This window comes from Mycobacterium sp. NGS29 (assembly GCF_059812965.1).
On the sequence record NZ_JCALDR010000006.1, the window covers coordinates 226,963 to 240,879 of the forward strand.

Sequence of the window (13,917 nt, forward strand, 5' to 3'; positions counted from 1 at the left end):
AGTGGCAAGGTGGAGACGGTGGACCACAAACCCCCGACCGCAATCATTGAAGCGGCGCATGGCAAACATTCCCTACCATGGGACGACTCAAGGGATTTCGACGACGCCGACCGCGGATTCATTGCCGCACTGTCACCGTGCGTGGTCAAAGCCGCCGACGGCCGGGTGGTGTGGGACAACGACGCCTATTCATTCCTGACCGACTCGGCACCGGTGTCGGTGCACCCCAGCCTGTGGCGCCAATCGACACTGGCCGCCAAACAGGGCCTCTACGAAGTGGTGCCGGGCATCTATCAGGTCCGCGGACTGGACATCTCCAACATCAGCTTCATCGAGGGCGACACCGGTGTCATCGTCATCGATCCGTTGATTTCTACCGAGACCGCCGCTGCGGCGCTGCAGCTGTACCGCACGCACCGTGGTGGGGACCGGCCCGTCGTCGCCGTGATCTACACCCACAGCCACGCCGACCACTTCGGCGGTGTACTCGGTGTCACCTCGCAGGCCGACGTGGACGCCGGCAAGGTGGCCATCCTGGCGCCCGAAGGCTTCACCGAACATGCCGTGCAGGAGAACGTGTACGCCGGTCCGGCGATGCTGCGTCGGGCGACATATATGTACGGCGCGTTGTTGGACCGGGGTCCGCTGGGGCAGGTGGGGTGTGGTCTCGGACAGGTTGCCTCGACCGGCGAGGTGGCCCTGATCGTCCCGACGATCGATATCCGGACCACGGGGGAGACGCACACCATCGACGGGGTGCAGATCGAGTTCCAGATGGCGCCCGGCACCGAGGCGCCGGCCGAAATGCACTTCTATTTCCCGCAATTCCGTGCGCTGTGCATGGCCGAGAACGCCACCCACAACCTGCACAACCTGCTGACGCTGCGCGGGGCACTGGTCCGCGATCCACGTGCCTGGTCGGGGTATCTCACCGAAGCGATCGACACCTTCGCCGATCGCGCCGAGGTGGTGTTCGCCTCCCACCATTGGCCGACGTGGGGGCGGGAGCACATCATCGAGTTCCTGTCGCTGCAACGCGATCTGTACGCCTACCTGCACGACCAGACGTTGCGGTTGCTCAATCAGGGTTATACGGGCGTCGAGATCGCCGAAATATTCCAGCTGCCGCCGGCTTTGGAGCACGCCTGGCATGCGCGGGGCTACTACGGCTCGGTCAGCCACAACGTGAAAGCCGTCTACCAGCGCTACATGGGCTGGTTCGACGGCAACCCCGGCCGGCTGTGGCCCCATCCGCCCGAGGCGCTGGGACCCCGCTACGTCGAGGCGCTCGGTGGCATCGACCGGGTGGTGGAACTGGCAAGGTCGGCCTTCGATGCCGGTGATTTTCGCTGGGCGGCAACGCTACTCGACCACGCGATGTTCACCGACGAGCAGCACGGGCCCGCGCGGGAGCTGTATGCGGACACGTTGGAACAGTTGGGCTACGGCGCGGAGAATGCGACATGGCGCAATTTCTTCCTCAGTGGCGCCACCGAATTGCGGGTTGGCAAATTCGGCACCGCCGGCCAGGTCACCTCGCCGACCCTGTTGTCTCAGTTGACGCCCGAGCAGGTCTTCGACGGCCTGGCCATCCGGGTGAACGGTCCGCGCAGCTGGGACCTCGATCTGTCCATCGACGTCACGTTCGCCGATTCGAACACGAATTATCGGCTGGCCCTGCGCAACGGGGTGCTGGTACATCGCCAGGTGTCTGCCGATCCCGCCTCTGCGAACGTTACGGTCAAGCTGGCCAACAAGATTCGACTGCTGCTGGTCGCGACCGGTGACTTCACGTCGCCGGGCCTGGAACTGTCCGGTGACCAGACGGCGCTGCAGTCGCTGATCGAGGTCCTCGATGTGCCCGACCCGAATTTCGGCATCGTCACGCCGTAACAACGCTTGTCATCCTGCGCTGGTGGCGTGGGCTACTCGAACCTCACCGCCATAGCCGCAGGGTCAACGCCTAGTCGGCGACGTCGATGATCACCTTGCCCAGCACCTTGCGGTCGGCGACGTAGCGCAAGGCGGCCGCGGTATCGGCCAACGGGAACCGCGCGCCGATGTACGGACGAATCTTGCCGTCGGCGAACAACTTTGACAGCTCAGCGATGTCGCGCGCGCACTGCTGTGGGTAATCGTCGGCGAACGTGCGGATTTCCATGCCGCGGACCGTCACGTTTTTGAGCATCACCAGGTTGAGCGGAATGGCCGGGATGGAGCCTGCCGCGTAGCCGAGCGTGACGAACATGCCACCCCGGGCGAGACCGCGCAGGGCCGGCTCGGCATACGATCCCCCGACGGGATCGAGGACGACGCCCGCGTTGTCCCCGGTGAGTTCGCGGATACGCAGCTTGAGGTCCTCGTTGTCGTAGTCGACGGTGGCTTCGGCGCCGCGCTCCCGGCACAACGCCAGCTTCGCCGGACTCGACGCCGCCGCCAGCACGCGTGCCCCCATCGCCACCGCCAGATCGACAGCAGCCAGGCCCACCCCACCGGCCGCGCCGAGCACCACCACCCAATCACCTGTCGTCACCTCGGCCACCGAACGCAGTGCGTGATAGGCGGTGCGGTATGTCACGCCGAACGCCGCTGCGGAATCGAAGTCGACGCCATCGGGAATCGGTTCCGCAATAGCTTCTTCCAGCAACGCCAGTTCGGCGAACGCTCCGAACGTGGTGCCGAACACCCGTTGTCCCGGACGCGATGCCGCACCGGGGCCGGCCGCTACCACTTCGCCGGCAATCTCGTTGCCCGGTATGAACGGTGGTGGGATTTTGATCTGGTATTTGCCGGCGACGAACAGCACGTCCGGAAAGTTCACCGCCGCCGAGTGCACCCGCACCAACAGCTGACCAGGCGCCGGAACCGGGTCCGGCATGTCGGACAGCACCAGGTCTTCGGGCGGGCCGTACGCGCGGCAGACGATCGCGCGCATCAACCGACCCCGAGCCCGCGCAGGCAGAACCGCGAAAGGTGCTGTATGTCCGCATGGCCCGGCCGGTCGCAGGATCCCACGTACCGCCGCATCATCGCCACCGTGCAACCGTAGACGGCCTCGACGTCGCGATCGACGTCGGCGCTGCCCAGCGCGGTGACCGGTTCGACGAGCAGGTCGCGCAGTGGCCGCATCAGCTCCTGGTCGGCGACGTGCCAGCTGGACAGCTGCCCGGTGACCGCGCGACTCATGCTGATCAGGTGCGGATCGGCGACCTGGGCCAGGGTGCCCTCGATCCAACGGGTCACTTTGTCCTGTGGGCGCAATTCCTTGGCCATCTGATGGTCGAGATAGGACACCACCAGCCCCACCCCACGCTCCATCACGGCCAGGATCAGATCGTCCTTCCCGGCGAAGTAGCGGTAGAACGCCTTATTCGACGAGCCCGCTTCGGCCACGATGTCGCTGACGCGGGGCGGATCCGGTGCGACGCGTTCCATCACCCGCACTGCGGCGGCCAGGATGCGCTCCACTTCCTCGGTGGCGCCGTGTTGCCGGTCGTCGAGAGCGCGTTCGACGGCCGCCACGGCTCTGGTGTTCACGGCGAATCGGGCAGCGCGGGAACGCGATCGATCAGGTCGGCGTACTTCTTCAGCGCGGCCTCGCGGCGCACGTGCAGCATCTCGCTGGGCCACTCACCGTCTTCGGCGTCGTAGCCTTTGAGCAGCATCCGCGCCAGGTTCACCTTGTGCGCCTCGGTGGGTCCGTCGGCCAGGCCGAGTGCGATCCCACCGAGCAACGCGTTCACCAGCGGCAGCTGGTCACTGAGTCCCAGTGCGCCGTGTACCTGAATGGCGCGCAGCGCAATGGACTTCAGTACCTGGGAGGCCAGGATCTTGCAGGCCGCGATCTCGGCGCGGGCGGCCCGCTCGTCCCCGGTGTCGATCAACCACGCCGCGTGCAGGACGGTCAGTCGGAACGGGATCAACTCGGTGTAGGAGTCGGCGACGAACTCCTGAACCAGTTGTTTGTCGGCGAGCAGACTGCCTTGGGTGAAGCGGCTTTTCGCGCGGCGCGACATCATCTCGACCGCGCGGTGGGCAACGCCGAGCGACCGCATCGCATGGTGCAGCCGACCACCGGCCAGCCGGGTTTGCAGGATCAGGAAGCCTTGTCCGGCCTCGCCCAGCAGCGCCTCCGGCCCGACCCGCACGTCGTCGTAACGGACCAGGGAATGCCCCGGCTCGTGCGGGTCCGATCCGACCAGGTGGTGGTTGGCCTCGATGGTCAGTCCCGGGGTGCCGGCCGGGATCAAGAAGGTCGACGCGCCGTGGTGGACCGGCACATCGGGGTCGGTGACGGCGACGACGATGAAGAACGATGCCACCGATGCGTTGGAGGAGAAGAACTTTCGTCCGGTGATCACCCAGTCTTCGCCGTCACGCACCGCCCGTGTGGTGAACACCCGCGGATCGGCGCCGCCTTGCGGCTCGGTCATGGAGAAACAGGAGAAGATCTCCCCGGACAGCAGACCCTGCAGGTAGCGGTCCTTCTGTTCGGGGGTGCCGAAGCGCGCGATGATTTCGGCGTTGCCGGTGTCGGGCGCCTGGGTGCCGAAAATGATCGGCGCCCAGGGGCTGCGTCCGAGGATCTCGTTGATCAGCGTCAGCTTGACGGCGCCAAAGCCCTGCCCGCCCAGCTCCGGCCCCAGATGCGGGGCCCACAACCCCTGGTCGCGAACCTGCTGCTTGAGCGGATCGACGATCCGGCGCCGCTCCTCGTTGAGCGGCAGGAATTCGCAGCCCGGGAACAACACTTCCAGCGGTTCGACTTCGTCGCGGACGAAGTCGCGCACCCAGCGCAGCTTCTGCTCGAATTCCGGTTCGGTGGAAAAGTCCCACGACATACGAATCTTCCTCTCGTTAGGGGATGCCGCCGTCGGCCCGCACGATCGAGCCGGTGGTGAAACTCGACGCGTCGGAGGCCAGAAACAGTGCGGCACCGACGATTTCAGTCGGATCGCCGGCACGTTTGAGGGAAAGGTGCTCGAACGGGTTGCGCGTCGCCTGATCCAGATTCCACGCCTTGCTGACATCGGTCAGGAACGGCCCGGCCATCAGTGTGTTGACCCGCACCGACGGGCCGAACGCCTTCGCCAGCGCCTCGGTCATCGCGTTGAGCCCGGCTTTGGCGCAGGCGTACGGAACGATGTCGGGTGTCGGACGCAACGACCCGGCGGTGCTCACATTGATGATCGAACCACTGCCCGCAGCCACCATCCGTTCTCCAACCAGTGCTGAAAGGCGAAACGGCCCTTTGAGATTGAGGTTGATCACCGAGTCGAACAATTTCTCGGTGACATCGGTGAGCTTGTCGTACAGGGGCGACATGCCGGCGTTGTTGATCAGCGTGTCGACCTTGCCGAAAGCGTCGTACGTCGCCTCGACGAGCCCGTCGAGTTGGTCCCAGCGGCCCACGTGCACCTGGTAGGGCAGGGCGGTGCGACCGGTCTGGGACTCGATATCTTTGGCGACGGCCACACAGTTGTCCATGTTGCGACTGGCGATCACCACGTCGGCGCCGCATCGCGCCGCGCCGAAGGCCATCTCGCGGCCCAGGCCACGGCTGCCGCCGGTGATCAGCACTACCCGATCGGTCAAGTCGAAAAGCTGTTCGGCGTAACTCATTTCACCTCCCGCTCGACCGCGCCAGCTCTGCCGCGGTGGCGATGAGCTGGGGGATCATCGCCCCGAACGCGTCTTTGATCTTCGGATCGACTTTTCCGGTCCGCACCCCGGCCGCATATGTCTTTTCCAGCACGATGCCCAGCTTCCAGTTCGCCAGTACCAGGTAGTAGTCGATGTTCTCGGTGGACAATCCGCTGATCGACTCGTAGTGCTGCAAGAGCTCACTGCGGGTCGGCATGCCCCGCATATCCAGATAGAAGCCGTCCGAACGGGGTTGCTCACCGTCGTAGCCGAGCAATGCCCAGGCCAGGTCCAGCAACGGGTCACCGACCGTGGTCATCTCCCAGTCCACGATCGCGGCCAGCCGGGCCGGCTCTCCGTGCGCGAACATCACGTTGGCGAATTGGTAGTCACCGTGCATGATGCCGGCCGGGTAATGCGCGGGTCGATTGCGGCGCAACCACTCCGACGCTTCGTCCAGGCCCGGCAGGTCGCGCACCTTGTAGGCGTCGAGAAAGCTCAGCCACCGGTCGACCTGCCGCTCGTGGAAACCGTCCGGGCGGCCGAAACCGTCCAGACCCTGCGCGCGCCAGTCCACCCGTCCGAGCCGTGCGGCGCCCTCGACCAGTTGGAACGCCAGTTCACGCCGGGCAGTCAGGTCGTGGTCGAACGGCGCCGGCCAGCCGCCGTCCATCGGGCTCCACCCGTCGATCGCGCGCATCAGGTAGAACGGCATGCCGAGCACCGATCCGGTCTCGTCGGCGGCGATCAGTTCCGCGTGCGGCACGTCGGTGCCGTTCAGCGCCCGCACCAACCGGATCTCGCGCACCAGTCCGTCGATACGCGCGGCGTCGGCGCGCGGGCCGGGCATGCGCAGCACCATGCGCTCGGGACCGCGCTGCACCAGGTACAGGGTGTTCTGCGAGCCACCGCCCAGCTGCTCCAGCACCGGTTCCACCCCATGGCCGGGCGCCTGATTCGTATCGAGCCAACGACCCAGCACGCCGGTGTCCAATTCAGTTCTGCTCGCCGTCACCGCACACCCCAATCTCCGTAGGGAGAATAGCATTCTCCGCGCTGCACCGAAGCGGCCAGTGCCATCGTGTAAGGGTTGAGCCATGCAACTGCTCCTGGTCCGGCACGCGTTGCCGCTGCGTAGCGATCACGGCGAAGGTTCTGATCCGGAGTTGTCCGAGACCGGATTTCAGCAGGTGGCACGGCTGCCGGAGGCGCTCGCCCGATTTCCGATCGCCAGGGTGGTGAGCAGTCCGCAGCGCCGCGCGATCCAGACCGCCGATCCCGTCGCGCAGGCCCGCGAGCTGAAGGTCGATATCGACGACCGGTTGGCTGAGTATGACCGCGACCTGCAGTCCTACATTCCGGTCGAGCAGATTCGTACCGAGTTCCCCGACGAGTGGGCGCGCATGTCCCAGGGCCACCTGCCCAGTGGCGTCGACGAGGACGCGTTTCGCGCCCGGGTCCGGTCGGCAATCGACGATCTGGTCGCTGCGGCCGACCCGGAGGAGACCGTCGCGGCGTTCAGCCACGGCGGCGTGATCAACGTGGTGCTGCACGAGGTGCTGGGCACGGCTCGGTTGTTGTCGTTCCCGATCGATTACGCCTCGGTGAGCCGGCTGTTGTTCTCCCGGACCGGCCAGGCGACCGTCGCGGCGGTCAACGGCACCGAGCACGTGTGGGATTTGCTGCCGCGGAATCAGCGGTGGTGATACGACGATGCAGGCTGGGTGCGGCCTGCGGAGGAGTGAACCAATAGGCAATGGTGAGGCGTGGTAAACAAGTTCGGTGACTTCGGTGGACCGCATCGACGGCTTGGACCTGGCCGCGCTGGACGGGTATCTGTGTTCGCTCGGCATCGCACGCGACGGTGAGCTGCGTGGCGAGTTCATCTCCGGTGGACGTTCCAATCTGACCTTCCGCGTCTACGACGACGCGACGAGCTGGCTGGTGCGGCGCCCGCCGCTGCACGGGCTGACCCCCTCCGCGCACGACATGAACCGCGAGTTCAAGGTGGTGGCCGCGCTGCAGGACACCCCGGTGCCGGTGGCGCGCACGATCGGGCTGTGTCAGGACGAGTCGGTGCTGGGCGCACCCTTTCAGGTCGTGGAATTCGTTGCCGGGCAGGTGGTGCGGCGGCGCACCCAACTCGAGTCGCTCGGCCGCCGCGCCATCGACGGTTGCGTCGACGCGCTGATCCGGGTCCTGGTCGACCTGCACAACGTCGACCCGGCCTCAGTCGGGTTGGGCGACTTCGGAAAACCGAACGGTTACCTGGAACGCCAAGTGCGACGGTGGGGTTCGCAGTGGGAGTTGGTCCGGCTGCCCGACGACCGCCGCGACGGCGACGTCTCGCGGCTGCATTCGGCTCTGCAGCAAGCTATCCCGCAGCAGAGTCGGACCTCGATCGTGCACGGCGACTACCGGATTGACAACACCATCCTGGACGCCGACGATCCCACCATCGTTCGGGCGGTGGTGGACTGGGAGCTGTCGACGCTGGGCGATCCGATCAGCGACGCCGCCCTGATGTGCGTCTACCGCGACCCCGCGCTGGACCTGATCATCGACACGCAGGCGGCGTGGACGTCGCCATTGTTGCCCACCGCCGACGAACTGGCCGACCGGTATTCACTGGTCTCCGGGCGTTCGCTGGGACCGTGGGAGTTCTACATGGCGTTGGCCTACTTCAAGCTGGCCATCATCGCCGCCGGTATTGATTTCCGGCGGCGGATGTCTGAGCAGGCCGACGGCCGGGACAGTGTCGACGACGCACCCGAAGTGGTGGCGCCGCTGATCTCTCGCGGACTGGCGGAGATCGCCCGGCTGAGTTAGCGGATGCCGGCGGTCAGGTTTTTCTTTGCCGCGCGGCGCAACTGCAAGATGCGCGCGGTGCCGACGGCCACCGTGAGCAGTCCGCCGGCGACAGCCGCCAGCAGCAGGGCCACCCCCTTGGGCAGGCTCCAATGCCAGCCAAGGAAGGTGAACGACGCGGGCTCGATGTTCTGGGTGACGAAGATCAGCAACAGGATCAGGACCAGGAAGCCCATGAATAGCGACGTCCACAGAGCGCCGGCGCGGGTGAACCGGGAGGCACTGTCCTTGGGTAGCGGACGGGATCGCTCTTCCGGGGTTAGCGCCGGCGGCTCACCGGACGCCTTCTTGTCGAAGGGCGCCGAGCCGGGAGGGTTGCTGCTCATGTCTACATCTTTCTCCCCTTCCACGCGGATTGAAACCAAACCACGCGGGAAAACTTGGATAGTGTCGGCACGGTGAGACTGCTGCGCCGCGTAGCACTTGTCGCGGCAGTGCTGTGCCTGGTCGCTGCCTGCAGCAATCCGGACCCGTTCGGGTCGGGTGCGGGCGGCCCGACGTCTATCGTGGTGGGGTCCGGCGATTTCCCCGAGTCCGAGATCGTTGCTGAGATCTATGCGCAAGCGTTGCAGGCCAATGGTTTTCAGGTCGGACGGCGGATGGGTATCGGCAGTCGCGAGACATACATCCCGGCCCTGAAGGACCATTCCGTGGACCTGGTGCCGGAGTACGTCGGCAATCTGCTGCTCTATTTCGAGCCGAACTCCAAGGCGACGGTCCTGGACGCCGTCGAATTAGAGCTGTACCGACGCCTGCCCGGGGACCTGTCGATCCTCACCCCGGCGCCGGCCTCCGACACCGACTCTGTCACCGTCACCGCTGCGACCGCGGCGAAGTGGCACCTCAAAACCATCGCAGATCTGGCCGCACATTCCGCCGAGGTGCGGTTCGCGGCGCCGTCGGCTTTCGCCACCCGCCCGGCCGGACTGCCGGGACTGAAGCAGAAATACGGACTCGACATCAGCGCAGGCAATTTCGTGACCATCAACGACGGTGGCGGTCCGGTGACGGTGCGTGCCCTGGTCGAGGGCACCGTGACGGCCGCCAACATCTTCAGCACCTCCCCGGCCGTGCTGCAGGATCATCTGGCGGTGCTCGAGGACCCCGAGCACAACTTTCTGGCCGGCAACATTGTGCCGCTGGTGAATTCGCGGCAGAAGTCCGACCGGCTCAAGAACATCCTGGATGCGGTGTCGGCCAAGCTCACCACCCGGGGCATCGCCCAGCTCAACGCAGCCGTATCCGGCAACGGCGGCGTCGACCCGGATCAAGCGGCACGAAATTGGCTGAAGGACAACGGCTTCGATCACCCCATCGGCAGCCGATGATCAGATTCGACGATGTCAGCAAGCAATTCGCCGGTGGCACCACTGCCGTCGACCGGTTGACCCTGGACGTGCCTGTCGGCAAGCTCACCGTCTTCGTCGGTTCGTCGGGCTGCGGCAAGACCACGGCGCTGCGCATGATCAACCGGATGATCGAGCCCACTTCGGGCACCATCACCGTGGACGGTGCCGACGTGTCGGCGGTCAACCCGGTGCAGTTGCGCCGCGGGATCGGCTATGTCATCCAGAACGCGGGTTTGTTGCCCCATCAGCGGGTGATCGACAACGTCGCGACGGTGCCGGTGCTCAACGGGCAGTCGCGCAAGGCCGCCCGCGCCGCCGCCTACGAGGTGCTCGAACGCGTCGGTCTGAATCCCCAACTCGCGAACCGGTATCCGGCCCAGCTCTCCGGCGGGGAACAGCAGCGCGTCGGGGTGGCGCGCGCCCTGGCCGCCGACCCGCCGATCCTGTTGATGGACGAGCCGTTTTCTGCCGTCGACCCGGTGGTGCGGCACACCCTGCAGGACGAAATACTGCGGCTGCAAGGCGAATTGCGCAAGACCATCGTCTTCGTCACACACGACATCGACGAGGCGCTGCGGCTGGCCGACCGGGTCGCGGTGTTCGGCTCCGGTGGCGTGCTGCAGCAGTATGCCGAGCCGGCGCAGTTGCTCGCACGCCCGGCCAACGAGTTCGTCTCGAAATTCATCGGCACCGGCCGGGGGTACCGCTGGCTGCAACTCCTGGACGCGACCGGGCTGCCCGTGCATGACATCGCACTGATCACCACCGGCGAGCTGGCCCGTGCCGAACCGCCGGACGGCTGGGTCCTGGTCGTCGACGACGGGACACCGAAGGGTTGGCTCGACGCCGCCGGATTTCGCCGGCACCGCGACGGACTACCGCTGGCCCACGCCATGACGTCGGTCGGGTCGGTGTTTCACCGCGGCGGCGATCTCAGCCAGGCGCTGGATGCGGCGCTGTCCTCGCCGGCGTCGGTAGGTGTCACCGTCGATGAGGCACGCCGGGTGATCGGCGGCGTCCTGGCCACCGATGTGCTGGCCGCGGCCGAAGCGCTCCGGCGGGCCTGATGCATTACCTGCTGACGCACCTGGACTCCGCGTGGGCGCTCACCGTGATCCACTTGCGACTGTCGCTGGTCCCGGTGCTGATCGGGCTGGCGATCGCGGTGCCGCTGGGGTTGGCGGTGCAGCGCGCCCCGATTCCGCGGCGGTTGACCACCGCGGCGGCCAGCGTGATTTTCACCGTCCCGTCCCTGGCGCTGTTCGTGGTGCTGCCGATGATCATCGGCACCCGAATTCTCGACGAGACCAACGTGATGGTCGCGCTGAGTGCGTACACCACCGCGCTGATGGTGCGCGCCGTGCTCGAGGCGCTCGACGCGGTGCCGGGCCCGGTGCGCGACGCGGCGATCGCAGTCGGCTATGCGCCGATCGCCCGGTTGGTGAAAGTTGAACTGCCGCTGTCTATCCCGGTCCTGGTGGCCGGTTTGCGGGTGGTGGTGGCGACCAATATCGCGATGGTGTCGGTGGGTTCGGTGATCGGCATCGGCGGTCTGGGCACCTGGTTCACGGCTGGATTCCAGACCAACAAGAGCGATCAGATCGTGGCCGGCATCATCGCAATGTTCGTGCTGGCGGTGGTCGTCGACGCGCTGATCGCCGTGAGCGGCCGGTTGCTCACCCCGTGGGAGCGGGATCGTGGCATCACCGGGCCGATCGTGGGAGGTGCCCGGTGAACTTCATCGGACAGGCCTGGTCGTTCCTGACGACGGCCGGCAACTGGGCCGGCCCCACCGGGGTGGCCGCCCGCATCGGTGAGCACCTCGAGTACACCGCCCTGGCGGTGGCGGCATCAGCGGTCCTCGCCATCCCGGTCGGGCTGATCATCGGGCATACCGGCCGCGGGCAGGTGCTGATCGTGGGTGCGGTCAACGGGTTACGGGCGCTGCCGACGCTGGGCGTACTGCTGCTGGGCGTACTGATGTTCGGTCTGGGGCTGGGGCCACCGATCGTCGCGCTGATGCTGCTGGGCATCCCGTCGCTGCTGGCCGGCACCTATGCCGGCATCGCCAGCGTCGACCCGCTGGTGGTCGATGCCGCTCGCGCGATGGGCATGACCGAATCGCAGGTGCTGCTGCGCGTCGAGGTACCCAATGCCCTGCCGCTGATCCTGGGCGGACTGCGCAACGCCACCCTGCAGGTGGTGGCGACCGCGACGGTCGCGGCGTACGCGAGCCTGGGGGGGCTGGGCCGTTATCTGATCGACGGGATCCAGGAGCGGCAATTTCACACGGCGTTGGTCGGTGCGGTGCTGGTGGCTGCGCTGGCGTTGTTCCTGGACGGCCTGCTGGCGGTCGCGGCATGGGCCTCCGCCCCGGGCAGCGGGCGGCTGAGCAGGCCCACCGACCGAATTGACACCGCAGTTGGTGACAAACGTGTCGCGGCTCCCCCGGAGGTCCTACGGTAGAAGGGTGAACGCAGCCCCTTCGGAACCTTCGCGCGCTTTGACGGCGATGTTGACCTGGCGTGCCCAGGATTGTTCGCGCATGGAATCAGTACGAATTCAGTTGTCCGGCAAGCGAATCAAAGCCAATGGCCGCATTGTGGCCGCGGCCACCGAAACCAGTCCGGCGTTCGGTGCGTACTACGAATTGCAGACCGACGAGTCGGGGGCCACCAAACGGCTCGGGCTCACCGTCACGCTGGCCGAGCGGGAGCGCCAGCTCGCCATCGCACGTGACGAAGAGAACATGTGGTTGGTGACCGACCATCAGGGCGAGAAGCGGGCCGGTTACAACGGCGCCCTCGACGTCGACCTGGTGTTCAGTCCGTTCTTCAACGCGCTGCCGATCCGCCGTCTCGGCATCCACCAGAACGCGGAAGTGATCGCGTTGCCGATGGTCTATGTCAACGTGCCGGACATGTCGGTTGACGCGGCGACCGTGAGCTACGCCAGCGAGGGCCGACTGGACGGCATCAAACTTCGGTCGCCGGTGGCCAACACCACAGTGACCGTCGACGCCGACGGGTTCATTGTGGACTATCCAGGGTTGGCAGAGCGGATCTGATCACGCCACCGGCTCGGCCGGCCGCGGCCAGCTGCTGACGCCAGTTCTCTTCGCCGACTACGACGGCGACGATGTCGGAGCGCGGGAAGCTCTCGTAGCGGGTGCGCGCGGCGTGACCCTGGTTGACCAGGTCGGCGACCGAGCCGTTGACTGCCAGCGAGTCGCGGGCGCGGCCGAGCAACTCGATGATCCGGCTCGTCGCCGGCACCAATTGGCTGGTGTTGGCCTCGCACATGGCGCGCACCAGGTCCGGGGCGGTGCCCGCGACCCGGGTCGCATCCCGGAACGAGCCCGCTGCCAGCGCGAAAGCCAACGGCACTTCGGCCGCAGTGACGGCCAGCGCCTCGGCAAGTAGGTGCGGCAGATGCGAGATGGCGGCGGCGGCGGCGTCGTGCTCGTCGGACTTGGCGGGCACCACTACCGCGCCGCAGTCCAGGGCGAGGGTCAGCACCGTCGACCAGATCGCGGGGTCGACGTGGTCGTCCACACTGATCACCCACGGCGCCCGGTTGAACAGCCCGCCGTGTCCGGCGGCCCATCCCGAGTGCGCGGTACCGGTCATCGGGTGCCCGCCGACGAACCGGTCCGACAGGCCGGCTTTGGCTACTTCGTCGAGCACCGCGGTCTTGACGCTGGTGACGTCGGTCAACGGGCAGTCGGGGGCCAGTGCCTTGATATGGGCGAGCATGCTCGGCAGCGCGGGCATCGGGACGGCCAGCACGATCAGCGCATTGCTGTCCGCTGCGCGCCTCAACACGTCGCCGAGGTCGGTGCTGGCATCGAATCCGTCGGCGCGAGCGCCCGCGGCGCTCGCCACGGACCTGTTGTAACCGAAGACCTCGCGGCCCGCGCCCGCGGCAGCCCGCACAATCGACCCTCCGATCAGACCCAGGCCGAGTACACAAACCGGTGTCCCACTCACAGTCCAAGGTTGGCACAACCGCCCGACCGGGCTTCGTCTGGCCAGGGAGACAGGTCGGGGACTAGCGT

At 66.6% G+C, this 13,917-nt stretch carries 15 protein-coding genes; 8 read left to right on the forward strand and 7 right to left on the reverse strand.

Annotated elements, in window-relative coordinates; genetic code table 11:
• Nucleotides 1–18 precede the first annotated feature (18 nt).
• Entirely contained in the window at nt 19–1,893 is a 1,875-nt protein-coding gene (locus AC5Y5Z_RS11165) for an alkyl/aryl-sulfatase (RefSeq protein ID WP_499925129.1), read from the forward strand.
• Between the two features lie 70 nt (nt 1,894–1,963).
• Here AC5Y5Z_RS11165 and AC5Y5Z_RS11170 read toward each other — a convergent pair whose 3' ends face one another.
• Genes AC5Y5Z_RS11170 through AC5Y5Z_RS11190 form a run of 5 tightly spaced genes read right to left on the reverse strand, consistent with a single transcriptional unit; the run spans nt 1,964 to nt 6,691 of the window.
• Nucleotides 1,964–2,935: an NADPH:quinone oxidoreductase family protein gene (locus AC5Y5Z_RS11170; RefSeq protein WP_499925131.1), complete on the reverse strand. Its 972-nt coding sequence runs from the start codon at nt 2,933–2,935 to the stop codon at nt 1,964–1,966.
• Nucleotides 2,935–3,537, reverse strand: a complete 603-nt coding sequence (locus AC5Y5Z_RS11175) for a TetR/AcrR family transcriptional regulator (protein ID WP_499925132.1) — start codon at nt 3,535–3,537, stop codon at nt 2,935–2,937. Before AC5Y5Z_RS11175 ends, AC5Y5Z_RS11170 begins: the two co-directional genes overlap by 1 nt.
• The gene (locus AC5Y5Z_RS11180) at nt 3,534–4,841 is read right to left on the reverse strand and encodes an acyl-CoA dehydrogenase family protein (protein WP_499925134.1); all 1,308 of its coding nucleotides are present in this window, start codon (nt 4,839–4,841) and stop codon (nt 3,534–3,536) included. Before AC5Y5Z_RS11180 ends, AC5Y5Z_RS11175 begins: the two co-directional genes overlap by 4 nt.
• Nucleotides 4,842–4,857: 16 nt before the next feature.
• Nucleotides 4,858–5,622, reverse strand: coding sequence for an SDR family NAD(P)-dependent oxidoreductase (locus AC5Y5Z_RS11185; protein ID WP_499925135.1), 765 nt, complete (start codon nt 5,620–5,622; stop codon nt 4,858–4,860).
• Nucleotide 5,623: 1 nt separating this feature from the next.
• The gene (locus AC5Y5Z_RS11190; protein ID WP_499925136.1) at nt 5,624–6,691 is read right to left on the reverse strand and encodes a phosphotransferase family protein; all 1,068 of its coding nucleotides are present in this window, start codon (nt 6,689–6,691) and stop codon (nt 5,624–5,626) included.
• A 49-nt stretch (nt 6,692–6,740) separates the two neighbouring features.
• Here AC5Y5Z_RS11190 and AC5Y5Z_RS11195 point away from each other — a divergent pair, with 49 nt between their 5' ends.
• Both AC5Y5Z_RS11195 and AC5Y5Z_RS11200 read left to right on the forward strand, forming a co-directional pair.
• Nucleotides 6,741–7,349 (forward strand): histidine phosphatase family protein, encoded by a 609-nt coding sequence (locus tag AC5Y5Z_RS11195; RefSeq protein ID WP_463826131.1) that lies wholly within the window; start codon nt 6,741–6,743, stop codon nt 7,347–7,349.
• A 76-nt stretch (nt 7,350–7,425) separates the two neighbouring features.
• Nucleotides 7,426–8,472 (forward strand): phosphotransferase family protein, encoded by a 1,047-nt coding sequence (locus AC5Y5Z_RS11200; protein WP_499925138.1) that lies wholly within the window; start codon nt 7,426–7,428, stop codon nt 8,470–8,472.
• Here the strand turns inward: AC5Y5Z_RS11200 and AC5Y5Z_RS11205 are convergent.
• Nucleotides 8,469–8,837, reverse strand: coding sequence for a LapA family protein (locus AC5Y5Z_RS11205; protein WP_473138608.1), 369 nt, complete (start codon nt 8,835–8,837; stop codon nt 8,469–8,471). The two genes, AC5Y5Z_RS11200 and AC5Y5Z_RS11205, sit on opposite strands and share 4 nt — an antisense overlap.
• A 72-nt stretch (nt 8,838–8,909) precedes the next feature.
• Here AC5Y5Z_RS11205 and AC5Y5Z_RS11210 point away from each other — a divergent pair, with 72 nt between their 5' ends.
• Genes AC5Y5Z_RS11210 through AC5Y5Z_RS11230 form a run of 5 tightly spaced genes read left to right on the forward strand, consistent with a single transcriptional unit; the run spans nt 8,910 to nt 12,927 of the window.
• On the forward strand, nt 8,910–9,839 hold the full coding sequence (locus tag AC5Y5Z_RS11210) for an ABC transporter substrate-binding protein (protein WP_499925139.1): 930 nt from the start codon (nt 8,910–8,912) through the stop codon (nt 9,837–9,839).
• Nucleotides 9,836–10,927, forward strand: coding sequence for an ABC transporter ATP-binding protein (locus AC5Y5Z_RS11215; RefSeq protein WP_499925140.1), 1,092 nt, complete (start codon nt 9,836–9,838; stop codon nt 10,925–10,927). Before AC5Y5Z_RS11210 ends, AC5Y5Z_RS11215 begins: the two co-directional genes overlap by 4 nt.
• The gene (locus tag AC5Y5Z_RS11220; RefSeq protein WP_499925142.1) at nt 10,927–11,595 is read left to right on the forward strand and encodes an ABC transporter permease; all 669 of its coding nucleotides are present in this window, start codon (nt 10,927–10,929) and stop codon (nt 11,593–11,595) included. The genes AC5Y5Z_RS11215 and AC5Y5Z_RS11220 overlap by 1 nt, the downstream gene beginning before the upstream one ends.
• The gene (locus AC5Y5Z_RS11225; RefSeq protein WP_499925143.1) at nt 11,592–12,326 is read left to right on the forward strand and encodes an ABC transporter permease; all 735 of its coding nucleotides are present in this window, start codon (nt 11,592–11,594) and stop codon (nt 12,324–12,326) included. Before AC5Y5Z_RS11220 ends, AC5Y5Z_RS11225 begins: the two co-directional genes overlap by 4 nt.
• 46 nt (nt 12,327–12,372) lie before the next feature.
• Nucleotides 12,373–12,927 carry a putative glycolipid-binding domain-containing protein gene (locus AC5Y5Z_RS11230; protein WP_463826419.1) on the forward strand — a complete coding sequence of 185 codons (555 nt, stop codon included), beginning with the start codon at nt 12,373–12,375 and terminating at the stop codon, nt 12,925–12,927.
• Here AC5Y5Z_RS11230 and AC5Y5Z_RS11235 read toward each other — a convergent pair.
• Nucleotides 12,890–13,849 carry a prephenate dehydrogenase gene (locus tag AC5Y5Z_RS11235; RefSeq protein ID WP_463826124.1) on the reverse strand — a complete coding sequence of 320 codons (960 nt, stop codon included), beginning with the start codon at nt 13,847–13,849 and terminating at the stop codon, nt 12,890–12,892. The genes AC5Y5Z_RS11230 and AC5Y5Z_RS11235 overlap by 38 nt on opposite strands.
• Nucleotides 13,850–13,917 lie beyond the last annotated feature (68 nt).